We start from the raw sequence: 20,996 nt of genomic DNA on the forward strand, positions 1-20,996 counted from the left end.
TGAAGCTGTAAGATGTCTAAGCAGGCATGGCATACAGTTCAATTATTTTCTGACACCATAGCCAAGGTACAGTTTCTTGCAAACATTTTTATCTTCTGCCGAAGTTTTATTACCCCTGCTATTACAAGTAAAAAACAGCTTACTTGCCAATCTTTCTTATTTTATACTATGCGTGGGTATCAGGCTTCGACAGACAATAAAAAACCCGCTTAAAAAGCGGGCAATAAAAAACCCGCACGAGACGGGTGGATGTACAACCGCTACAGCGGAGTTTTTAGTTTTGTGATCGTGCACGACAATCCACAATATGGAGACGAATTATACACCGTTACCGGCTATTGTCAAGCTATTTGTTGCCCTCAACTTGACCTTTAAGAGAAAGGGATTTTTTCCCCTGAATTATCCAACCACAGCAAAATTGATTTTTCTCCCGTCAGTGTTATAAATTAAAGGTTGTTGGGTCGTCCACTAAATACCATCCTATCTCCTGCTTCCAAAGCCTTATCCATACTTTTTAAGCGAAATTCTGTGATAAAAAAACTCGTAACGCTTCTTATATTTGGTCTGCCATATTCAAATAACGCAACAGCACAAGAGTTGGGGTCGGGAGAGATAGGTGCACCAGAAGGCACTGTTCCGGTAGCCGGACCCACAGCGGAATTGACGCCAAGTGTCCCTGGCAGCTCTTTTTACCCATCCCTCTTTTCCTCGACACCCGTAAATCAACCTGGTGTATCCCCACAAGCTCTCCATGACCGCCGTGACGCCGTGTTCAACACGCATTCGTTTGGCCGGCCAGTCATTGTGCTGCCCATGCAGCCTTATATGGATACGGTATCCGGCTTTCAATACCCCGGCAGTTACATGCCGCCCGGGACACCTCTTCACAAATTCAACGGCTATATCATTTGTAATCCCCCAAATCTGAACAGAGATGCAGCTGCGGAAGCAACGGCAGGAACGGGTGCCCAACGAGTAATCAAAATCACCTCAACGCGATCCCCCTCAATACCAGGGCATTCAGGACCATGCCCCATCTACACGATAAATGGCGAGCTTCCGCCGCAGAAAAGCCATAGCACAATTTTGCCTCCTGGTAGAACACCACCTACGCGACAACAAGGGGAGCCTCAATGATCCGTACTGGCATGAAGGCCTTTGAAAGAAGAAAAAATCCGAAACCCGGTATATCGCCTGCCTTGCTGCCTGATTGTCCTGCAGATTGTGCCAGCTTTCAGGTCACGCAGCATTTCCCCTGCTATCTGGATTGGAGTGCCAAATGCTATTGCAAGCTATCATACAGGTCTCACTCTTATCACATCGGGATCATCCGCAAACTCCAATAGCAGGCGGCGTACACGTTCCTGCCACGCCTGTGCAAACGCCCCGCGCTGCAAGTCGTTAGCATGACCTTCCAGGATAGCCGTCAACCGCTCTCCCTGAGCGGGATCCGCCGGCATCGGCGAAACGTTGAGATGCACCGCTACGCTTGCGCCCGTATCGAGACGTTTGAAGGTAATCGCCTCTCCTTCCCGTTGCTCCGCGAAAGTGAGCAAACCCTTGCGCCTGAACTGTCCCCGAATACCATGAAAACCGTTGCCGGAAGCAGCGCCTGTGAGCAAGGTCAGCACCTGCGCCATGACACCCGTCACACCCTCGTGCTCAGGCGCTGGCATGTGCACGGCAATACTGCCGCGTTCGGCAGGCTCATCAGGGTACAGAGCAGCCAATGCTGCCCGCCCGACCAGAAACGCGCCCGCAACCGTAGGGCAGGAATGCCCGGCAAGGCGCACGGCATCCACATAACAGTATTCCAGCACGCCATCACGGGCGGCACCCAGCATGGCGGCAAATGGGTCGCGAGTGCGTACAACAGGCGCTTTTTCATAGAAATCTGGAAAATTCATACGTCTCCTTTCGACTAACAGGTTTTCTGAAAAATTTGAGCGGCCGCACAAGCTATACATCCGCATTGATAATGCCGGAATGTGATTGCAGCTGTGGAAAAATGATTCGTTCCTCGTAACGTACATGCGAACCGAGAAGGTCACTGAATCGGCGCAACCGCTCCATCGGGTCAAGCTCGCAGCTATTGCAGGCCAATCTCCCTAACTCTTCGTGTTCTACGCGAATTCGTGCTGCCACTTCTGCATCGAGGGCGCTCCCCACGGTTTCCAGCAGCCGTTCCTCCACCTCGAAATGCCGGACTAGAAGCGTAGCCCAATGGCTCTCGATACGCTTGATAGCTGCGGATAATGTGGCTGGGTCGCCGGTACTGGCTGCACGTCGCGCATCCCGCGCCACTACCAGTGATGTATGGTGTTCACGGGATAACGAAAGCAATGCGCCGATCCGGGGCATTTCAAGAGTAATAATGAAGTTGACTACGATAAACAGGGTTAAAGTTCATTGTCGCATCGTCTTCAATGCCACCGCCCATTTATAGAGTTCGTTGAGCAAGGATGCGCCTGAACTCATATGGTGGTCGTTCGGAACGAAATTTTCGACATCATCCAGATTTGCCGATACATTCTGGATCGCAACCGCCTCCATCATGGGCATCACTTTCAGTGTCGTAAGAGTAAGTTTTTCAACCAGTGCTGCGCGCATGCCACCTGATACTCCACCGTAGCTTACCAGTGCCGCAGGCTTATAATTCCATTCCTTGTAAACATAGTTGAGTGCATTCAGGAGAGAAGGCGGGGCCCCGAAATTATATTCTGGCGTCACAAATACATAAGCATCTGCCGCATCGACACTGGCCGCCCACTTCTTCGTATGCTCATGCTGGTAGTGCTGACGAACCGGATGTTCGGGCTCATCATATACCGGCAGATTGAATTCCTCCAGATCGACCAGGACTGCCTCAAATTTTCCGTGCTGTACAGCAAATTCATGAAACCATCTGGCAACGGATGGTCCAACCCGGCCGGGCCGGGTACTGCAGATAATGATGTGAAGTCTAAGAGTCATGTTTTTCCTTTCGTTCATTGTGATAGCTAAAAGCGAAGGAACGAATTGCTGCTATCCGCCCGCGCTCGGTCCTGCCCACACATCTGCATTAAAAACATACTGCCGCGGCTTGTGCTGCACAGAAACCGTAATGCGACGAAGAATTCTCCTTCTTTTCTGAATTCATAGAGTAACTCCTTATTGTGAGTGATTTTGTATAGATAAGGGCGCAGTGAAGAATGAAGCAATAAAAACTGGATGTTCGTGATTTCGCCTCACGACTTCCTGCGCCCACTGACCTTTCTCCCCAAGATCAAGCATTAATGATCACTGCCAGACTGAACATAGCTGCCGCTCCGCCGGGAACGGCAAACCTGGGACTAATGGGTTATTTGCCCGAAGCGACCGCTGTTGAAATCGTTCATGGCCTGGATAATTTCCTGCTGACTGTTCATCACGAACGGGCCGTGGCTGACAATGGGCTCGTCGATGGGTTCGCCGCTTAGCAGCAGCACTACAGCGTCGTTGTTGGCTTCAATCGAGAGGTTTTGACCCGCCCGATCCAATACCACCATCTGCGCCTCACGAGCAACTGCTTCGCTATTCACGAGCACGGTCCCATGCAGAACAATCACTGCCGTGTTCCATCCTTCAGGAAGTGTCAATTCTGTGATCCCCCCCTGTTTCAGTCGCATGTCCCAGACGTGCATTGGCGTGAAGGTTCTGGCTGGACCCGCATGACCAGCATACTCGCCGGCAATCACGCGAACCGTTCCCGTCTCGTCAGGGAGTGCTACCCTTGGGATATCACGGTCGAGGATGGCTTGATAGCCGGGCGCAGTCATTTTGTCCCTGGCTGGCAGATTCACCCACAACTGTACCATTTCCAGTATGCCGCCGGATTCAGTGAATGCTGGGGAGTGGAACTCCTCGTGCAGGATGCCTCCGCCCGCCGTCATCCACTGCACATCACCTGGACCGATAGTTCCACCTTGTCCGGTCGAGTCGCGGTGCGCCACCTCACCTTTGTAAACGATAGTGACTGTCTCAAAACCGCGGTGCGGATGTTTCCCCACACCGCGAGGCCTGTCAGCAGGTGAAAAATCGGCTGGCCCTGCATAATCGAGCAACAGGAAAGGACTGAGTTGCTTGCCGTGACTTTGGTACGAGAACATGGAACGCACGGGGAAGCCGTCTCCCACCCAATGGGAACGAGGTGCATTATAAATACCGAGAATTCTTTTCATGTCGAACTCCTGATTAATAGAATGTAATGAAAGTATAGATTCGAAACCAGTAAGTGTGTAGGCTGCTAAAATAGCTATGAGAGTCCTATTTTTAGGACGATGGGCAACTGCTGTGCAAGATTTGAATGACCTTTACTACTATGTTCAGGCAGTCGATTACGGCGGCTTTACGCAGGCAGGCCGGGCGCTGGGAGTGCCCAAATCAAAGCTCAGCCGCCGCATCGCAACGCTGGAAGAGCGGCTTGGGGTGCGCCTGATCCAGCGTTCGTCACGGCGCTTTGCGATTACTGAAGTCGGACAGACCTATTACGAGCATTGCAAAGCGATGCTCGTGGAAGCGGAGGCCGCTCAGGAAGCAATAGACGCAATGCAAGCTGAACCTCGGGGTGTCGTCCGTCTGACATGTCCCGTGGCGCTGCTGCATGTGAATGTTGGGGTGATGCTGGCCGACTTTATGGTGCGTTATCCGCGCATCACGCTCCATCTCGAGGCCACCAACCGGCGTGTGGATGTGCTGAGCGAAGCAGTGGATGTGGCCATTCGCGTGCGACCCCCACCGTTGCAGGATAGTGATCTGGTCATGCGGGTCCTGGCTGATCGGGGACAGTGTCTGGTGGGCAGTCCGGCGCTTGTACGGCACTTCAGTTTTCCTCGCACACCTGGCGAGTTGAGCAGTTGGCCTAGCCTCGGACTGGGGATGCCTCAGCAAATCCACAACTGGGTGCTGCATGGCCCGGATGGCGCCCAGGCAACGCTTCATCACATGCCGCGTTTAATCACCACCGATATGATTACCTTAAGAAATGCGGCATTGGCGGGTGTGGGAATAGTACAGCTACCTGTGCTGATGGTACGTGATCATTTGGCGGCAGGTTCGCTGGTCAGACTCGTACCCGATTGGACCCCTCACCGGGAAATTGTCCACGCTGTATTTCCATCTCGGCGCGGCCTTCTGCCATCGGTGCGAACGCTCATTGACTTTCTCGCACAGCGTTTTCGCTTACTGCATGAGGATTGAGTGCGATATTCGCGGGAAGCGGTTTTCTCTCTGTCCTCCCCGTATACGCAAGAAGTGGAGCTATAGACGCAGTCAAGCGGACCAAGAAGTTCCAGCGGAGCTTCTTTCGGCACCTTGATCGCATTACGTTCGTGGGTAAGAGCAAAGGTCCCGAACGACGACTGGCCGAAGAAATGGTCATGAAGCGAAACCATGCGCATCGCGAGTGGAACTGCTGCCGTCTTCCCTGGCGCCGCCAAAATTCAGCGCATAAAAATTCTGGCAATAGGTTAAATCACCCTGGAGACACGGCCTGCAGTGGTCGCACCACATATAGGTCAGCACTACGTGATCTCCTGCTGCCACTTTCTTCACGTTGCTGCCTACTCGCTCGACAACACCCGTCCCTTCATGCCTAAGCACGATCGGCAGGGGGACATCATAGAGCTGATCGCGCGCCACCATGTCGGTATGGCACATCCCAGTAGCCAAGATACGAACCAGTATCTCTTCTGGCCGTGACTCATCCAGAGTCAAATTCTCGATCCTGAAGGATCCGCCCTTCTGTCGAATCGTCGCTGCCCGGATTTCCATCTATACAGCCTCCTCTATTTATCTATCACAAGCCCCGTTCACTCTTTCACATAGAAGCGCGACAGAAATTTTCACCCATATAAAAAATTACCTCATCCTCAATTTTAGCTATAGTATAGAATTGAATTCCAAGTGCCATATTCACAAAATGTTTTAGCTGATTCGTAACTCTCTAACATTAATAATACAAGGAGCGATAGATGAAAAAGCTTGTTCTGACAACAACTCTCCTGTTAACCATGCCCGCCTATGCGGGACTGAACGGTGCCGACGTCACCCTTCGAACAATTCTTCAGGATACATCATCCAGTTCCCCGGTTATTACCTCTCTTGAGCGGACAGTGACGGCGGGACCAGGAGTCGAATACCCCCACGTGGCAATAATGACCCGCCAGCTGATTCCCGAGTATAGCAGCCCGACGCAGTTCATCGTGAACCTCCTCAATCCGGCAACAGGAGGGCAGTCTGAATTCGCGTCAAATCTTGTTAATGCTGCTATCGATATCGCCAACGACCACATTACCATCGACTTTGCCAACTCAACCCCTTTCGCACGACTGGGTGCCGGGTTCCAGAATACAATTGTTTTTCAGTTTGACAGCGAGACCGCGAGGAGCATTGCCGCAGCAGAAATTGACAACAACGTGACAACATTGGGATTGCAACCATCGGATGTGCGTCTGGTGGGGGATGAACTGCTTATTAATGTCGAGAATCTTCGGTTCAATCCTTCCACTTCTGCCCGCGTGAATCTTGCCATTGAACAAGGGCCATTGTCCCCTGCTCCTGAGCCTGAAACTTACGCGATGATGCTTGCCGGGCTTACATTGATCGGGTGGATCGGGACAAGAAGAAGCCGGCGCGGACTATCCTGATTAATCCTGATTAAAAAGGCGACCATTCCCTAATGGAGGCCGCCTTCCTTCACTGAAAATATATTGTCCTGCCGGCCGATTTAATTTATCGGTCAGCCAAAGGTCAGCGAATACCGGATTTTCCCGGCGCCAGGATACCGTTCGGATCCAGCGCCTTCTTTAGTGTCTTGTGGACTTGACGTTGTACCGGTCCGTATGTTTCCGCCACCTTGTCCATAAACGCCGTATTGACGCGGTAGGTCCCATACCCCTGCGCAGAAAAGATTGTCAGCAGTTCATCGAAACACTGGTATGCCGCCTTGACCTGACCCGGATCGGTCTTGTCATAGAGCACGTCTACGATATGATGCATATCGCGCATTCCGACGATGAATTCCCCGGAATAATCCAGACCGTACTTGGCAAGAATCTGCTTGGTTAACGCCATCTGTTTCAGCGTCTCGCTTCCTCTTGCTTGAGACACCGGCGCAAACCACATGGAGCCGCCGCCCCCGCGCCAGTTGTACAATGAAAACTCCTGAAGTGTCATGTCGCCGCGCATGAGAGATGCGCGATATTTAAAGGCAGGATCGTCGCCCACCTCCCGCTCGGTCAGAATCTTCGCTTTGCCGGATCTACCGAACGCCTGGGTCACAATCTTCCAGTTCACCTCGATCTGTTCCGGCGTACCGTACAGTGCGGCATACACGTTCCAGATACCCAGATGATGATCCTTCGCGAGCTTGCGCACCGCCGCATCCGGAATAGACCCTGGGCCGGTCACATAGTCACTGCGACGAGCCTTGACGGGCGCTTCATATAACGCATGGGCAATGACAACTGCATTTGGAATCACCCCACTGATGCGCAATGGACGAATGATTTCCACGATCTCCACGATATCTTCCTCATTCTCGTACTGAATGACGAAAGGTTTGAAAGCAGGCGGGGCGGGCATAAGCCAGAAGCCGAACTTGGTGACAATGCCATAATTGGATTGAGTAAAAATTCCGTCCAGATAGGGCCCGTATCCCCACTTAAACACCTGCCAGGTATTGGAATTCGGCATCGACCCCATTCCGGTGCGCAGCACTTCGCCATTTGCCAGAACCACTTCCATACCGCAGGCAAAAAGAAATTGCTCCCCATAGGGCGTATACCCAACTCCCCGGTCCAGTGTGTGGCCAGTGGGTCCCGCAATTGCCGAAGGGGCGGGCATGGATAACCATAAGCCCAGCTTGTGCTCCGCGATGTAGTCATAGAGCTGCTTATAAGTCACTCCCGGCTCAACCAAGGCATAAGCCAGATCTTTGTCGACTTCCAGTATGCGGTTCATTCGCTTGAGATCGAGGACCACCTGCCCGCGTTCAGCCGGTGCCGCCGACCCATAGCCCAGATTTTTTCCAGTGGAAATGGTCCAGATGGGAACCCTGTACCGATTGCATATCCCGACAATTTTCTGGATCTCCTCCACTGTCGTCGCCATTAACGCGGCGGATGGAGTGTGATCCGAATCAGGCACGGGCATCATCGTTTTGATGTAAGGGGCAAGCTGCTGTGCGCTGATAAACACGGCTGCGTCGCCGAGTACACTGCGAAAATCCGCTATGGCAGAATCGAAAGTCTTTTCGGATATTCCTTTCGGCAGTGCGATATATTTGTTTGACATTTTGAATCCCCTGCTCCTATCCGGGTTAGGTCTCTATTACGAATGAGGCGAATCGTTCGGCGCGCACATTCCGTCGAGGATGTGGCCCGAGCGGTAGCTGATGTACAAATGCGCGTTGGGAGCAAGGGATTTGATATGAATGCAATCCCATCGCGGCAGTCATGGCGGCATATCCTACGGATTCAATCCAGCCGGTCAATTGCATCTGCGCATGCTTCGGTCGCGTTGAACCCTCGTCCGATTCCAGCTCCTGTCCTTTGAGGGGCACCCACGTGCCTGCCTTGCTCCAACCTACCGATTCACAGCCGTCTGCTGCCGAAAGACCGGAACAGTGAAGATGAATATCATCAAATCCATCCAATCGGTAACTGAGAAAGCCAGGTTTAGGCTTATTTACTCTGCGAGCATGCATTCCGGCAGCGGAATGTTCGCTTGAAAGAAAATCCTCTACAATAGAAAAACTGTTGTAACCCGGAAGAAGCTTCTCCGCAAGGACATCACCCGCACTGAATTCTGGCGATGTGGCAGTCCACACATGCCGAAGCTCGGGAGTATCTCGGGAGAAGCTGGAGCGGCCGAAGGCGCCATGACCGGAAAATGCGTGTGAACCCCGAAGAATCAGCCCCGCACCGGCACTGCGCATCAATTCCATGAAAACCGCCGCACTGGCATCATCCATGACGGCAATCCAACGCACTCCACGGGCACCTTCCAGCAGTTTCGCCACTGCCTCATACTCGTTAAGCAATCCACCTTTCAGTTTTATCACGCGGGGTGGAGAAAACCAGGCTTTCCCAATCGATTCCGCTCGCCCTGCCGCCTCACTTTCAGCAATTCCGTTTAGCCGTACATTACTGCTGAGAGCGTAAGCAGTGCGCACTCCTGCTGCAAATGCCGCATCTGCTGGAGTATTTCCCAGGAGTAATCCAAATTTCCGCACGCTTCCAGCCGTTGTACTTGCAAACACCCGGAGAGGGATTTCAAGCGCCAACAGCGCTCCTCCCGCCACCAAGCCTTTCATGAGATTACGCCTGCGTACGTCCACGATTTCCCTCCTCAGCCCGCACCTTGCCGATTAATTGCGCTGAATATATTCGGCCAATTTCGCCAGCGACTCATCGTCGATTTCCGACGGCCGGAATGGAGGCATCGCCCTGCTCCCGTTCCGTACGATGGCACGGGTGTATTCCGGCGAAAGTTCTCGACCGAAAAGGCGAGGCCCTACCTGACCTTCATGGCAATAACTACAAACCTTGGAATAGACTTCTGCGGCATCTCTCCACCGGAATCCTTTGGCCGTGTTTGTTTCCGCAGCTGCGCACGCGATATCCGCGATCATCGCCGCGGCGACTGATATTGAGAGCGTGAGCGCTGTCACAGTCCTTACGGATTTTGTCTTTCTCATATTATTCCTCCAGGCAGAATCTTAGCCGAAAAGACATTTCATTGCTTTATCGGTGGGTTACGGATAAGCCTTTATGTTTGCGTGGATAAAATGTGGAGTTTACCTTGTTCCGCCGTCAGCTATTATAGGTTGCGTCGCTCTCTTCCGTACTGGTTTGAGTTGGGGAAACACTATAACAGACACCCATGACATTAGAAAAACGATTCAATGATCAAGGTTGAGTTTGCTTGACAACTTGCATTTCCTGACATATCCCCTGCATCGGCAGATGGCTTTGCGGGGAGAGGAGGACGGAAATATAAACCCCCTGGAAAAGCAGAGTGTGAGGGAATAGCCGATTGAAAAAATGCCAGACGTCAAATTCAGAATTTCCAACCGAAGTTTGCCCGAACACCATGATCGGCAATGTTGTGAAGAATTTGTCCCTGGTAATAAATACCCAGAGTCGCTGCTCCGAGGACATGCGCATCCACGCCTCCGGCGAGGACTATTCCGTTGCGAACCCAAGACACGTCCCCACAATGCCCCATTAGCAGCAGAGTTCTGTTGAAGAATATGTCCAGGAGTATCAGAGGACTGCGCACCCGCCAGATGGAAAGCTTGCCTGACCCGGTCTGAAACCGCCTCCCCGTATAAAACGGCTGTCTTCAATGATCATGCCCTGAATACTCGCATGCCCTTCGCCGGAAAGACTGTTAAAAGCCTGGCGCACGCTCTCCTGATCTGGCTGATGGACAATCGCTTTATAGATAGGATTGCTGGCGCCTAGCCGCTCGGCTGCGCTTCCTGTAGCGCACTGATTAGGCGTCTCGCCGATATCGCAAAAGCGCAAAACATCGAGGTAGACGTGAGTAGGATCATAGGAGATACCCAGGTTGACCAGGCTATGAGTGAGTGAATCGAATTTTCCGATCAAGCCGCTATTCGCTGTCAGGATAGTGAAGCGACTAGGGAAGCATGGGGCAACACGTGCAGCGTTCCGCCCAGCATTCCATTTACCGTCAGGATGCTGCTTTGGGCAATGATATGCTCACCGAATGCTCCCGAATCTCCCGATAATGCCGGCATACCCAAGCCGGCTTTATTCAGGAAGTCCGAACCCGAAATCGTACTGTCATGGTGGACGCTGTCCGGCTGATTGAATATCAGGCGGGAGGAGTCATTCACATTATTCGTATTATTCTGAAATGTACCTTCGGTGTTACTGCTAAGCTGCGTTTTGTAGGCCCATGGCTGAAAACTTATGCCATTAGGCCAAGTGGCAGAGGTTGTGCTCCGGATATCGTTACTACGGCTCATTCCCATCTCGATGCTGCTTACATCCAACATAAGACCTTGCAAATATCAATTATCGGACAAAGAGTATGGCATTCGTCAATGAAGGCTTGTAGTTATAACCGTATAGCGCGCAAGCAACCCCGCCGAATCCATGCCCGTCCTTCTCGCCATATATATTCCGGCCTGGATATCTATACTGTCGGCTGCTGGGTGCAGCATCAGCAGATGGAAATGCTGTGCGATTGCAGATTGAACAGCAGGATCGGGAATCCGCTGCAAGGTGGTGAGCCATGACAACACTGACAACAGCAGCCGGACAGACGGCCTTTCTTGTGCCTTGAAACTGCGCATCAGCTATCCTTTTCCTATCCTACGATCACTCTTGGTAGCCTCGTGCTTCGGCCCGTCGAGAACGTGCACTCTGGAGGGAATTGCCAAGCGGAAAGTGGTATGTGCGGTTCTACCGAACAAAAGGGATGAAAAATTAATACCGCTTGAGGGGAGCCGGACCGGAATCCGGGTTCTCGTTTCTCGGATCGTGGTGCGCTTCAGTTCCGGTAATTGATTTTTTCGCTTCCTCCTGAGTTTCCTGTTTCTTGGTTCCACGGTTCCCTATCTTTTCCTGAACTCTGTTTCCGCGGGTTTCTTCATCGACGAGCACACCCTCATCCGCTTCATCCGGCATTTGAGCCGTTGCCTCGTCTTCCCTCAATTCCTCATCTTTGGTTTCCCGTGGATCTTCCATGATGGCTCCTGCAAGGTTTATCGGTCAATTACATCTACATATGTCCTATTCTCCCCTCACTGGCGGCCAAAACTCGGTGCGATAGCGCACAACATCCACACTACATATAGTTGTGTCTGGTAGCGCACAGAAACTTTCGTAGCTCAGCCCCATCATTGTCAAGTAGCGGTTCCGCTACATATTCCTTATCAAGTCCATATTTTTATTAACGCAAGCATTCCAAACACATCATACTTAGGAGAAGAATTATGAAAAAATCGGTCATACTGGCAATGGCTCTGATGCTTCCTGCGTTTACCGTCAGCGTACAAGCGGCAGATGCCCAAGGTGCTCTCACTGATGCGGAAATCGCACATATTGTGGTAACTGCGAACACCGCTGATATTGAAAATGGAAACCTGGCCAAGAAAAAGGCCTCGAACGAAGACGTTCACGGATACGCGCATCGAATGATCGCGGATCATACGGACAGCAACCGGCAAGCGACTGAGCTTGCGAAAAAACTCAATGTAACCCCCAAGGACAACGCCATCAGTCAGAGCTTGAAGGACGACGCCAAAGCCGGTCTCGAAAAACTTAAGGGATTGAGCGGGAAGGAATTCGACAAAGCATACATTGACGGCGAAATCGCGCTTCATAAGAAGGTGATCGAAGTTGCCGACAACAAACTCGTGCCCAACGTCAAGAACGAGGAACTGAAGGCATTGCTGGTTAAAACACGTCCAATACTCGTCTCGCACCTCGAGCACGCAGAAAAAGTCAAATCTACTCTCAAGTGATAGAAAATCCCGCCGGAATACTTCCCCACCGTTCTGGCACTTTCCTGTGGAAGCTATGAGAGAAGTAGAATGTTGCGTCCCCGCGACGCAACATTCATTTGCCAAAACCAGATCCAACAGCCGTATCCCCTGTCCTTATCATACGTAAGCCCAAAACCATTGTCATCGGCAGCGGCCTTGCAGACCTGTCTGCAACGCTTGACCTAACCCACAACGGATTTGAGGTGCTGTTGCTGGAAGCTGCTCCCTACATTGATGGGAGAACCGCATCATGGAATAAAGATGGAATGGAAGTAGAGGACGATATGAAGAGGAGAACTCTATGGCACAGGAAAGGATACTGACCCAGCGAATACGCACCGAGGTACTTCTAAAGGAATATTGGAGAAAAGGCGGGCTCAGCGTTATATCACTGGCCGCGCCTTATGCATAATATCAAAGAAACTAGTATCCTCCGCCGCCAGACTGGCCGGAGGATCCTCCCCCCTGTGATCCCCCACCTTGTCCGGAGCGTTTTTCATAAGATTTATCGTGCATATCATGCTTTTTGTCATGCGGCTTGTCATACCCGGCCTGGCCGGAACCTTGCCCTGAACCAGAGCCCGATTGCTGATAACCCCGTGGCTCGGGTGCGTTGCTCCCTTTTCCCTGCCCGGACATGTCTCCATATTCTCCGGTCTGCTCACCGGTACCTGCCGCCTGGGCTACACTTGTGGCGCTAAAAGCGATTGCGCCGGCAATCACGACAGACTGCGCTAATTTTTTCAGTATTAAAATATTTTCCATGGTAGTTCCTCCAGATTAATCCAGCAAAATTGCTGAACTTAAATGCTACTCAAATCGTGAGGGCTTTCCGTACGCTTACGCACACACCACTTATAAGGCAATGAAGGGTATATGTAGGAAGGGAAAAGAGTGGTTGTATCGAAGAAGCCCTGTGCCCCTGGCACTGTCATACTCCATCCCAATTCTCTGGGGCTGACTTAGGGCAAGGGCAAGGGCTCGGGCACCTCATAATGGTTTGAAAGCCTCGGACGAGAGCAGTTATTTCTCTGTAGGACGAAACTCATATGTGTCACCGTGCTCCAGATAAATGATCTTGTCCTGTAAACCCGCGCGCTCTATTTCCTCCTTGAAATCGCTCAAAGGAGACTTGAAGACATCATAATCGTCGTAGTGGATAGGAATAGCTTTATTGGGAACAATGATTTGCATAATTCTGACACCCTCTTTGGCATCCATTGTTACGGTGACAAAGCCAAGCAGCCGCGTGGCACCCAGATGCAATAGAACCAAGTCGACAGCTGGATAGTGCTTTGGAATTTCCTTGATATCCTCAAAAACCATCGTGTCACCGTTGATGTAGATCCTGTAACTGCGCAGTGAACTCTTACTCCTGAAATCCAGCATGGAACCCATTACTTCGGACAGCAATTTAGCAACAATGGGCGGTCCGTAGCGCCCCGGCATGGCAATGGAAGTGTGTGGATAAACGAAGAGTCGCTATGTGCGCTCTCGCACAGCCGGGAATAAAAAATTAGACCTAGTATTGGCCTATTTCATACATTCGCCGCCCCACAATGCTGGGTAAGAGCACATATGATGAGTATCGGTGTGTACTGGATGTGGGCTACCGGGAATTACGATGGCACGAAAAAACGTTCCGCTCCACGTTGGTTTCATCCCTGACGGCAACCGCCGCTGGGCCTTAAACCGTGGCATGGGCAAAGAAGACGGATACAGCTTCGGCATAGACCCGGGACTATCTTTGTACGAAATCTGCAGAGAACAGGGCATCGTTGAAGCGTCCATTTATTGCTTTACACAAGACAATACAAAGCGGCCTGACGCTCAAAAACGTGCCTTTACCGATGCATCAGTAGCATTTGCTTTTGAAATTGCGCGGCGCGGAGCAGCCCTTCTGGTAGTGGGAGATGAGACCTCTGCGCAATTTCCAGAAATTTTGAAAACATTCAGGATTCGCCGGGGGAATGGCATGAAGGTAAACCTGCTTATCAATTACGGTTGGGAATGGGACCTCGCCGGGCTTAAAAATGGGGGACTGCGTTCAAGCGCCGTATCCCGCCTGGACCTGATCGTGCGGTGGGGAGGCGGACGCCGCTTAAGTGGATTCCTGCCTGTGCAATCAGTCTACGCGGACTTTTATATACGGGACGAATTCTGGCCAGATTTTGAACCCCGGCATTTTGATGAGGCACTTTCCTGGTTCAAACGGCAAGACCGGACTTTTGGAGGATAGCCTTCCCGCTCGCGTCAAGCTTCGACTTGTCGCCCTTTCCGGTACCGCCACTGCCTATGCTTTCTCCGGCATGGCCTGCTTTTGTATCGGTGCTACCGCCCATGATGCCACGCGCACCCTTACCTCCTCTATTTTCCCTCACGTTGCTGAACCCCTTATCCCCGGTTGATCCACCCAATGCACTTCCCTTCGGTGACTTTGAACCACCGGAACCGTTCACCCCGCTCCCCGCGCTACCGGACTTGCTGCTACCTAGACTCTTTTAGATTCTTTTCCATGCCGCCTCTTGTCGGGTTGTCCTTCATGCCGTAGCTACTGTCGTGCTTCTTGCGCTGGCTTTCATTTCTATTTCTGCAAATCACGAAAACGGCGGAAGCGGGGAAAAGAACAGTGTGGGTTGTCGTACAGAACTATGCAATCCTTAAGATTATCTTTCGTTCATGCTCGTGTGTTCATGAGCTAGCGATAAACAGCAAGTCGTTCAACCCTACATTCCATTGGAGATCATCATGCCAACTACGCAAACCACTTCACATAAAACCACAGAGCACAAAACCACGAGAAGGTCCAAACATGACGCAATCAAATTGCTGACTGACGACCACAACAAAGTCAAGAAGATGTTCAAGGAGTTCGAAAAGCTGCACAAAAAGCAGGAGGAAGGCAAGGAAGAGCTCGTGCAGCAGATCTGCAAGGAACTCACGATCCATACGCAACTGGAGGAGGAAATATTCTATCCTGCCGCGCGTGAAGCAATTGATGATGATGATCTGATGAACGAAGCAGCTGTGGAGCATCAAGCTGCTAAGGATCTCATTGAAAAAATCCAATCAATGAACAGCACGGACCCTATGTACGATGCTATGGTGAGCGTCCTCGGCGAATACGTTAATCACCATATAGAGGAAGAACAGAACGAGATATTTCCCAAGGTGGAAAAAGCGAAAATCGATCTTGAAGAAATTGGCACTGAAATAGCTGCCCGCAAGGAAGAACTTACTGAAGAGCAGGAATAACGGAAGGGAAACTGACACGTTGACCCGGTCCAGGTTGGCGATTGGTTACCAACTGCCCAACCTGCTTCTGGAGGATAAGGTCAACTACTGTCGGTTCGGTACACGAATAGCCGACCAAAAGAAGAATAGTGCAGACGTGGTTGCATCTTTATTGACAGGGGACACAAACTCGCCAACTCTTTCCTGCCGTTCGTTCATCTGACACTGGTAGCTCCTTAGGATTGCGTACTCCACTTCGTATTGATCAGAGAATTTCTGCTCCTGATTACGGCATCTGGCTAATGGTCCAATACGTATCGATTGACCGTATGACCTCCACGAATTGCGGGTAGTCGACGGGCTTCCCCATATATCCTGCAACGCCGAAATTGAAGCCGTTTAGCTTGTCCTGTTGGTCATCGGAAGTGGTTAGTACCACCACGGGAATACGTCTGAGCCTCTCGTCTTTTTTCACTGCCTGCAGGAATTCGATCCCATTCATGATAGGCATGCTCAAGTCCAGCAAGATGAGACAGGGCTTCTCACTATCCTCATCCCACAGGTAATTTAGGGCATCCTCCCCGTTTTCCCGGTGCACAATCTGATTTGTAACACCGATTTCCTTGAGAGCACGAGTAATCCTCATCATGTCCACCTGGTCGTCCTCAACGAGAAGAATAGGTTTGTTAGTGACTCTCACGGTGGTTTCCTATACTGCTTCGATAAGGGGGCAGTTGTCGCTTTAACGCCAGAAAAGGGACAAGGACGAGAAAGAAAAAAGTAGAAATTGCGCCTCCGTCTCCTTTAATTAGACAAGTTATTAGGCATATTATGATACCTGTAATTGCCTCGACTAGCACCTGTAATGAGACGGGTTTGGAAAGATGTGCCTGGCAACCGCCGGGGGTTCTGCTCGCGCAGGGTGTGTATATTCCGTTGAACCTATTGAACCTGAGGACGTGCAAGATTCATTGGCAAAGCGTCATAGCTAGGCGCGGCTCTTCAATCGCATATCCCTGGGCATAGTCGACACCTATCCTTCGCAGTACCTCGAGAAAAGACTGGTCCTCTACCCATTCCGCTATCGTCTCTATTTTCATTACGTGGCCTATATGATTAATGGCCTCAACCATGGCATGGTCAATAGGGTCACTGATTATGCCCTTGATGAATGCCCCATCGATTTTTAGATAGTCCACAAGTAAATGCTTCAGATAGGTAAACGAGGACATTCCACTGCCAAAATCATCCAGGGAGAAGCGGCAGCCGAGCTCCTTTAGCTTGCGGATCAATGCGGCAGCCTGAGTAAGATTTGCGATTGCCGTGGTTTCCGTTATCTCGAAACAGATCCCGGCAGGATCAGCCCGAGATTGCTTGAATTGGTCGACCACGAAATCGTATAAATCCTCATCGCAAATCGATGCACCTGAGAGATTGATAGTGCAAGTGTCTTTTGTGCTGTTTCCCAGGTGATAGGAAGCATATCGGGCAAAAGCGTTAGCGATTACCCATCTATCGATTTGAGGCATGAGGCCGTAGCGCTCCGCGGCGGGGATGAAGGCCATGGGAGGTATGAGCTCTTCATTTTCTCCTTTCATTCGCAACAATATCTCGTAGTGGTTAGAGTGTGTTGATCTGTCAGAAAGCGGCATTATTTTCTGTGAATACAGCACGAACTGCTGCTTATCAAGTGCTTTGTGCAGACGTTCCACCCATCCCATCTCACCACGGCGTTTCTCGAGGTTCTTGTCATCAGAAGCATAGAGTTGAACGCGATTGCGACCATTATCCTTGGCAAGAAAGCAAGCTGTGTCTGCCATGCGTAAAACGTCCGAGAAAGTTTGCCCGCCACTGAAGAAGGTGGCCAGTCCGATGCTTATCCCGAGTGAGAACAACCGCTCTTCCCAGACGAAACGAAACTCCTGTACGGTTTGCCGCAGCACTTCAGCTATGCGAAGGGCGGGTCCCCTTGAACATTTCTCAAGCAATACGCCGAATTCATCTCCTCCAAGGCGCGCCAGAGTATCATCCTTCCGCAGCTTTGCTTGCAGGAGGCTGGTGAGCTGTTTCAATAACTCGTCCCCTGCCAAGTGGCCACAAGTGTCATTTACGATCTTGAATTGATCAAGATCAAGATAAAGCAAAGCATGCTCGTCAGTCTGTTCCTCGCTCTCCAGTGCCTGTTTCAGGCGCCGCTCGAATTCGTGCCTATTGATCAGACCAGTCAGTGCATCGTGCGTCGCCTGATGTCGCATTTCCATCGCCAACTTCTGTGCATGGCTAACGTCACGGAACACTAGCACGACGCCGATAATTGCGCCGTTTTGATCTTGAATGGGCGCGGCCGAGTCCTCGATCGGGAAGGTTTGACCATCTCGCCGTATAAGAAGCGCATGCGAATTAAGGTTTACAGTCTCCTTATTCCTTAAAACCCTTTCGGCCGGGTTAGATGCTGGTTCGTTAGTTTCCGCATGGATGATTTGAAATACATCTTGAAGAGGCAAACCCTTTGCGTTATCAGAACTACAGTCCGCCATGGCTTCTGCAACCGGATTCAGATAGGTGATCCTTCCTTCCGTATCGGTTGTGATAACAGCATCACCAATACAGCTCAGCGTGACGCGAAGGAGTTCCTTTTCTTCAAAAAGCGCCTTTTCCGCTATTTCGCGCTCAGTGAGATCGCGTCTGAGCTGAGTTTGGATTTCCTTAGTACGCTTGCGCTCAGTGATATCGCGGATAGCGCTGGATACCAAGATCCCTTCTTCAGTCTCAATGGGGCCAAGACTGATTTCAACAGGAAATTCAGTACCATCGCGCCGCAGGCCATAGAGTTCGAGTCCAATCCCCATTGGGCGCGTGCGGGGCGCACGGAAAAAATTTTCCCTAAATCCGGGATGTTTTGAACGGTAACGAGGCGGAATAAGAATCTCCATCTTTTTACCGAGCAGCTGTTCTCGCTGATATTCAAACAATTTCTCGGTTTGGGAATTCACCAGCACAATTTCACCATTGCGATTCACAATGACGATTGCATCCGGCGCGGCTTCCAGCAGGCCACGAAATTTCTGCTCGGCTTTTTTTCGATCGCTAATATCGCGAATTGCACTCACGCTAAACCTGCCCTCATCCATTTCAATGGGACTCAAGCTGATTTCCACTGGAAATTCGGTACCGTCCTTGCGAAACCCGTATAGCTCCCAGTCGGCGCCCACCGTCCGGATGTGGGGGTAGGCAAAGTAAGCTGCGCGCTCTCCCGAATGGAGGTCGCGCTTGCGCGGTGGCTGCAGCATTTCCATGGGCTGGCCGCAAAGTTCATCTGCATTATATCCAAACAGTTTCTCCGCTTGCGCGTTGACCAGGACTATCCGCCCTGTCGAGTTCACTATGACTATTCCATCTGGTGTTGAATCGAGTAAATTGCCGAATTTGGTGCCGATCAGCTTGGCGTCGCGTAATGCCTTGATATGCGTGATATCTGTACTGGTAATCAGGACGTAGCTGTACTGTCGCTGTTCCTGCGACAGTACCTTGCATGAAATGTTTACATGGATCAGCAGGCCGTCTTTTTTGCGACATAACATCTCGCCTACTGAAGCCCTTACCTCGAGCGCATCTTTCAGGCTCTGGCCGATCTTCCACTGATGATCGGAAGCGCCAACAAGTTCACTAAGCTTGCTTTGCAAGGCTTCCGCCACTGTATAGCCAAATATAGATTGCGCGCCCTTGTTCCAGTAAACGACAACGCCATCGGCGGTGGTAACAATTGCGCCGCCGGGCATTTCATCAAGAACAAGCTTGCCAAAATCTGTTGGTATTACCTTCGGTTCCATTCAGAAAATAGGAAAGACTTCGAAATCGGAGATGTTAATAGCCGAAGTTACAGCGTCTGAAACACTTATTTTGGGGCTATTAATCGTTGGCTGGGTCGTGAATACCTTGTTCATTGAATAACTTGCACAGTGCTTTCTCATCAGGCAATCATCTAGGCTGATTTATAATATGGGCAATGACCGCGATTAACCTTAAATGGGACGATTTGGGATTTATTATCCATCGCAAAGGGATTAATTTACCTATTGGTCATAATTTCATTACTCGTTCTTGACTGTTAATTTTCTTCGATTCGATCGAACTAATTGGTTTTAGCAAAGCCTCGTGATTCCGAGGAGCGGTATGCAATGTTGGAACAGAACAGCATGGATAAAACTTAGTTTGCTCTGCTTGATCTGCGATACTGGAAGCGCAGGATTCTTATATACGTCAATCTCCCAACTGCAAGTTTTCACGCAAATCGTTTTCAGTTGTCGTGAAGTTCTTCTATGACTCTACCATGTGGCCTAATGGTCGTTTGCTCAACTGAAGATGCTTCTCTATGTTTATTGCAATCTCCAGGTAGAGTGGCGCAAGTTAGCACGCATGTTGCTGATCGTTTTTCCGACATTCATCATCGAGGGGACTCGAAGGCCATGATGATCGACGGGGCCACCGATAAATTTCTGGTCGAAACCGAGCTTGGCGAAGTGATGTGCGAGCCGTTCCTCAGTGAGAACGAATACGGTATCAATCTTGTTCAATCGCGCCATTGCAAAAGTAGCGAGATAAAGACTGATTGGAATGTACAGAAAGCGTGGCGATCGGGAGGTTTTAAAATCATCGTCTGAAATGACAAGCGATCTGCCAGCTTCGCCTTTACGCCTTCTGTAGCTGGAGATTACAGCAAGACGCGATACTTCTGCAATGCGCTGCCGGCCTCCCTTAAAAATTTCACCTTTTACAAAACCTGTAGCTGAGCACTTCCCAGATTTCGCTCAAAATCGCATTGCTGCCGCATCTCGATGGGGGGCTGGCTGCTATCAGGTTTTAAATCTAATCTACCCTATCGATTAAGCGACGTTCCCATTGACGTCTGTTGCCTTGTCGCCGGTCCGCTAGGAGCAATGGCGTAATTGGCTCTTCTCCGGTGATTAACCAATCTAGTGAAAAGACAAGTGCGGAACGCAATTTCTTTAGTTTGGCTATGTCAGGCATCGTACTTCCCGTCTCCCATTGAGATATGGCTGCCTTCGTCACTCCACACAATTTTCCTAATTGGGTTTGATTCAAGTTATATTTATGCCGTAGCTGTATAAGCCTCGGTCCCATACCCACGCTGTACTCCCCCTATTAGATGTGTTGCTTGTCTCCAAGATTAGTAAAGCTTGATTATGATGTCAAGTTTTAC

Annotated in this window: 25 protein-coding genes; 7 read left to right on the forward strand and 18 right to left on the reverse strand. The window is 50.7% G+C overall.

All coding sequences use genetic code 11. The features are described 5' to 3' along the window. Window positions 1-1,295: 1,295 nt before the first annotated feature. The 4 genes from ACZ5BW_RS07645 to ACZ5BW_RS07660 form a co-directional block, all read right to left on the reverse strand. Window positions 1,296-1,907 (reverse strand): hypothetical protein, encoded by a 612-nt coding sequence (locus tag ACZ5BW_RS07645; RefSeq protein WP_464538578.1) that lies wholly within the window; start codon window positions 1,905-1,907, stop codon window positions 1,296-1,298. Between the two features lie 52 nt (window positions 1,908-1,959). Next, window positions 1,960-2,361, reverse strand: a complete 402-nt coding sequence (locus tag ACZ5BW_RS07650) for a hemerythrin domain-containing protein (RefSeq protein WP_464538580.1) — start codon at window positions 2,359-2,361, stop codon at window positions 1,960-1,962. A 45-nt stretch (window positions 2,362-2,406) separates the two neighbouring features. After that, on the reverse strand, window positions 2,407-2,973 hold the full coding sequence (locus ACZ5BW_RS07655) for an NADPH-dependent FMN reductase (RefSeq protein WP_464538582.1): 567 nt from the start codon (window positions 2,971-2,973) through the stop codon (window positions 2,407-2,409). Window positions 2,974-3,332: 359 nt separating this feature from the next. Then, window positions 3,333-4,199, reverse strand: coding sequence for a pirin family protein (locus tag ACZ5BW_RS07660; protein WP_464538584.1), 867 nt, complete (start codon window positions 4,197-4,199; stop codon window positions 3,333-3,335). A gap of 112 nt (window positions 4,200-4,311) precedes the next feature. Between ACZ5BW_RS07660 and ACZ5BW_RS07665 the strand changes: the two genes are divergently transcribed. Further along, on the forward strand, window positions 4,312-5,217 hold the full coding sequence (locus tag ACZ5BW_RS07665; RefSeq protein WP_464538586.1) for a LysR family transcriptional regulator: 906 nt from the start codon (window positions 4,312-4,314) through the stop codon (window positions 5,215-5,217). A 177-nt stretch (window positions 5,218-5,394) separates the two neighbouring features. On the opposite strand, the gene ACZ5BW_RS07670 is transcribed toward ACZ5BW_RS07665, so the two are convergent. Beyond that, a complete protein-coding gene (locus ACZ5BW_RS07670) occupies window positions 5,395-5,790 on the reverse strand; it encodes an alcohol dehydrogenase catalytic domain-containing protein (RefSeq protein WP_464538588.1) in 396 nt (131 codons plus the stop codon). 200 nt (window positions 5,791-5,990) lie between these two features. Between ACZ5BW_RS07670 and ACZ5BW_RS07675 the strand changes: the two genes are divergently transcribed. Then, window positions 5,991-6,665 (forward strand): PEP-CTERM sorting domain-containing protein, encoded by a 675-nt coding sequence (locus tag ACZ5BW_RS07675; RefSeq protein ID WP_464538590.1) that lies wholly within the window; start codon window positions 5,991-5,993, stop codon window positions 6,663-6,665. A 103-nt stretch (window positions 6,666-6,768) separates the two neighbouring features. On the opposite strand, the gene ACZ5BW_RS07680 is transcribed toward ACZ5BW_RS07675, so the two are convergent. From ACZ5BW_RS07680 to ACZ5BW_RS07710, 7 genes are all read right to left on the reverse strand, one after another. Next, entirely contained in the window at window positions 6,769-8,313 is a 1,545-nt protein-coding gene (locus ACZ5BW_RS07680) for an FAD-binding oxidoreductase (protein ID WP_464538592.1), read from the reverse strand. Window positions 8,314-8,338: 25 nt separating this feature from the next. After that, window positions 8,339-9,358 (reverse strand): hypothetical protein, encoded by a 1,020-nt coding sequence (locus ACZ5BW_RS07685; RefSeq protein ID WP_464538594.1) that lies wholly within the window; start codon window positions 9,356-9,358, stop codon window positions 8,339-8,341. Window positions 9,359-9,388: 30 nt separating this feature from the next. Beyond that, window positions 9,389-9,718 (reverse strand): c-type cytochrome, encoded by a 330-nt coding sequence (locus tag ACZ5BW_RS07690; protein ID WP_464538597.1) that lies wholly within the window; start codon window positions 9,716-9,718, stop codon window positions 9,389-9,391. A gap of 568 nt (window positions 9,719-10,286) precedes the next feature. After that, window positions 10,287-10,634 carry a hypothetical protein gene (locus ACZ5BW_RS07695; RefSeq protein ID WP_464538599.1) on the reverse strand — a complete coding sequence of 116 codons (348 nt, stop codon included), beginning with the start codon at window positions 10,632-10,634 and terminating at the stop codon, window positions 10,287-10,289. A gap of 14 nt (window positions 10,635-10,648) precedes the next feature. Continuing rightward, the gene (locus ACZ5BW_RS07700) at window positions 10,649-11,017 is read right to left on the reverse strand and encodes a hypothetical protein (protein ID WP_464538602.1); all 369 of its coding nucleotides are present in this window, start codon (window positions 11,015-11,017) and stop codon (window positions 10,649-10,651) included. 75 nt (window positions 11,018-11,092) lie between these two features. Next, window positions 11,093-11,347, reverse strand: coding sequence for a hypothetical protein (locus tag ACZ5BW_RS07705; RefSeq protein ID WP_464538604.1), 255 nt, complete (start codon window positions 11,345-11,347; stop codon window positions 11,093-11,095). Between the two features lie 133 nt (window positions 11,348-11,480). Continuing rightward, complete coding sequence (locus ACZ5BW_RS07710) at window positions 11,481-11,741, reverse strand: hypothetical protein (RefSeq protein WP_464538606.1); 261 nt, start codon at window positions 11,739-11,741, stop codon at window positions 11,481-11,483. 248 nt (window positions 11,742-11,989) lie between these two features. Between ACZ5BW_RS07710 and ACZ5BW_RS07715 the strand changes: the two genes are divergently transcribed. Together ACZ5BW_RS07715 and ACZ5BW_RS07720 are read left to right on the forward strand one after the other, a co-directional pair. Then, a complete protein-coding gene (locus ACZ5BW_RS07715) occupies window positions 11,990-12,520 on the forward strand; it encodes a DUF4142 domain-containing protein (protein ID WP_464538608.1) in 531 nt (176 codons plus the stop codon). Window positions 12,521-12,618: 98 nt separating this feature from the next. Beyond that, window positions 12,619-12,864, forward strand: coding sequence for an NAD(P)-binding protein (locus tag ACZ5BW_RS07720; protein WP_464538610.1), 246 nt, complete (start codon window positions 12,619-12,621; stop codon window positions 12,862-12,864). Between the two features lie 100 nt (window positions 12,865-12,964). Here ACZ5BW_RS07720 and ACZ5BW_RS07725 read toward each other — a convergent pair whose 3' ends face one another. Both ACZ5BW_RS07725 and ACZ5BW_RS07730 read right to left on the reverse strand, forming a co-directional pair. After that, window positions 12,965-13,306: a hypothetical protein gene (locus ACZ5BW_RS07725; protein ID WP_464538612.1), complete on the reverse strand. Its 342-nt coding sequence runs from the start codon at window positions 13,304-13,306 to the stop codon at window positions 12,965-12,967. 258 nt (window positions 13,307-13,564) lie between these two features. Further along, window positions 13,565-13,990, reverse strand: coding sequence for an MBL fold metallo-hydrolase (locus ACZ5BW_RS07730; RefSeq protein ID WP_464538614.1), 426 nt, complete (start codon window positions 13,988-13,990; stop codon window positions 13,565-13,567). A 175-nt stretch (window positions 13,991-14,165) separates the two neighbouring features. Between ACZ5BW_RS07730 and ACZ5BW_RS07735 the strand changes: the two genes are divergently transcribed. After that, a complete protein-coding gene (locus ACZ5BW_RS07735; RefSeq protein WP_464538617.1) occupies window positions 14,166-14,780 on the forward strand; it encodes an undecaprenyl diphosphate synthase family protein in 615 nt (204 codons plus the stop codon). Here ACZ5BW_RS07735 and ACZ5BW_RS07740 read toward each other — a convergent pair. Beyond that, window positions 14,749-15,000, reverse strand: coding sequence for a hypothetical protein (locus ACZ5BW_RS07740; protein WP_464538619.1), 252 nt, complete (start codon window positions 14,998-15,000; stop codon window positions 14,749-14,751). The genes ACZ5BW_RS07735 and ACZ5BW_RS07740 overlap by 32 nt on opposite strands. 277 nt (window positions 15,001-15,277) lie before the next feature. Here ACZ5BW_RS07740 and ACZ5BW_RS07745 point away from each other — a divergent pair, with 277 nt between their 5' ends. Continuing rightward, a complete protein-coding gene (locus ACZ5BW_RS07745; protein WP_464538621.1) occupies window positions 15,278-15,796 on the forward strand; it encodes a hemerythrin domain-containing protein in 519 nt (172 codons plus the stop codon). A gap of 265 nt (window positions 15,797-16,061) precedes the next feature. Here the strand turns inward: ACZ5BW_RS07745 and ACZ5BW_RS07750 are convergent, their stop codons facing one another. Further along, complete coding sequence (locus ACZ5BW_RS07750) at window positions 16,062-16,475, reverse strand: response regulator (protein WP_464538623.1); 414 nt, start codon at window positions 16,473-16,475, stop codon at window positions 16,062-16,064. Between the two features lie 268 nt (window positions 16,476-16,743). Next, window positions 16,744-19,605, reverse strand: coding sequence for a PAS domain S-box protein (locus tag ACZ5BW_RS07755; protein WP_464538625.1), 2,862 nt, complete (start codon window positions 19,603-19,605; stop codon window positions 16,744-16,746). A 636-nt stretch (window positions 19,606-20,241) separates the two neighbouring features. Between ACZ5BW_RS07755 and ACZ5BW_RS07760 the strand changes: the two genes are divergently transcribed. Continuing rightward, a complete protein-coding gene (locus tag ACZ5BW_RS07760) occupies window positions 20,242-20,436 on the forward strand; it encodes a hypothetical protein (RefSeq protein ID WP_464574122.1) in 195 nt (64 codons plus the stop codon). A gap of 205 nt (window positions 20,437-20,641) precedes the next feature. On the opposite strand, the gene ACZ5BW_RS07765 is transcribed toward ACZ5BW_RS07760, so the two are convergent. Continuing rightward, complete coding sequence (locus ACZ5BW_RS07765) at window positions 20,642-20,917, reverse strand: helix-turn-helix domain-containing protein (protein ID WP_464543673.1); 276 nt, start codon at window positions 20,915-20,917, stop codon at window positions 20,642-20,644. Window positions 20,918-20,996: the final 79 nt, after the last annotated feature.

The organism is Nitrosospira sp. TNL300, from assembly GCF_055385915.1.

Coding starts and splice junctions, on each gene's coding strand:
- ACZ5BW_RS07645 (WP_464538578.1), bottom strand. CDS start 1,907: ATGAATTTTCCAGATTTCTATGAAAAAGCGCCTGTTGTACGCACTCGC.
- ACZ5BW_RS07650 (WP_464538580.1), bottom strand. CDS start 2,361: ATGCCCCGGATCGGCGCATTGCTTTCGTTATCCCGTGAACACCATACA.
- ACZ5BW_RS07655 (WP_464538582.1), bottom strand. CDS start 2,973: ATGACTCTTAGACTTCACATCATTATCTGCAGTACCCGGCCCGGCCGG.
- ACZ5BW_RS07660 (WP_464538584.1), bottom strand. CDS start 4,199: ATGAAAAGAATTCTCGGTATTTATAATGCACCTCGTTCCCATTGGGTG.
- ACZ5BW_RS07670 (WP_464538588.1), bottom strand. CDS start 5,790: ATGGAAATCCGGGCAGCGACGATTCGACAGAAGGGCGGATCCTTCAGG.
- ACZ5BW_RS07675 (WP_464538590.1), top strand. CDS start 5,991: ATGAAAAAGCTTGTTCTGACAACAACTCTCCTGTTAACCATGCCCGCC.
- ACZ5BW_RS07680 (WP_464538592.1), bottom strand. CDS start 8,313: ATGTCAAACAAATATATCGCACTGCCGAAAGGAATATCCGAAAAGACT.
- ACZ5BW_RS07690 (WP_464538597.1), bottom strand. CDS start 9,718: ATGAGAAAGACAAAATCCGTAAGGACTGTGACAGCGCTCACGCTCTCA.
- ACZ5BW_RS07700 (WP_464538602.1), bottom strand. CDS start 11,017: ATGAGCCGTAGTAACGATATCCGGAGCACAACCTCTGCCACTTGGCCT.
- ACZ5BW_RS07705 (WP_464538604.1), bottom strand. CDS start 11,347: ATGCGCAGTTTCAAGGCACAAGAAAGGCCGTCTGTCCGGCTGCTGTTG.
- ACZ5BW_RS07710 (WP_464538606.1), bottom strand. CDS start 11,741: ATGGAAGATCCACGGGAAACCAAAGATGAGGAATTGAGGGAAGACGAG.
- ACZ5BW_RS07715 (WP_464538608.1), top strand. CDS start 11,990: ATGAAAAAATCGGTCATACTGGCAATGGCTCTGATGCTTCCTGCGTTT.
- ACZ5BW_RS07725 (WP_464538612.1), bottom strand. CDS start 13,306: ATGGAAAATATTTTAATACTGAAAAAATTAGCGCAGTCTGTCGTGATT.
- ACZ5BW_RS07730 (WP_464538614.1), bottom strand. CDS start 13,990: ATGCCGGGGCGCTACGGACCGCCCATTGTTGCTAAATTGCTGTCCGAA.
- ACZ5BW_RS07735 (WP_464538617.1), top strand. CDS start 14,166: ATGGCACGAAAAAACGTTCCGCTCCACGTTGGTTTCATCCCTGACGGC.
- ACZ5BW_RS07755 (WP_464538625.1), bottom strand. CDS start 19,605: ATGGAACCGAAGGTAATACCAACAGATTTTGGCAAGCTTGTTCTTGAT.
- ACZ5BW_RS07760 (WP_464574122.1), top strand. CDS start 20,242: ATGATGATCGACGGGGCCACCGATAAATTTCTGGTCGAAACCGAGCTT.
- ACZ5BW_RS07765 (WP_464543673.1), bottom strand. CDS start 20,917: ATGGGACCGAGGCTTATACAGCTACGGCATAAATATAACTTGAATCAA.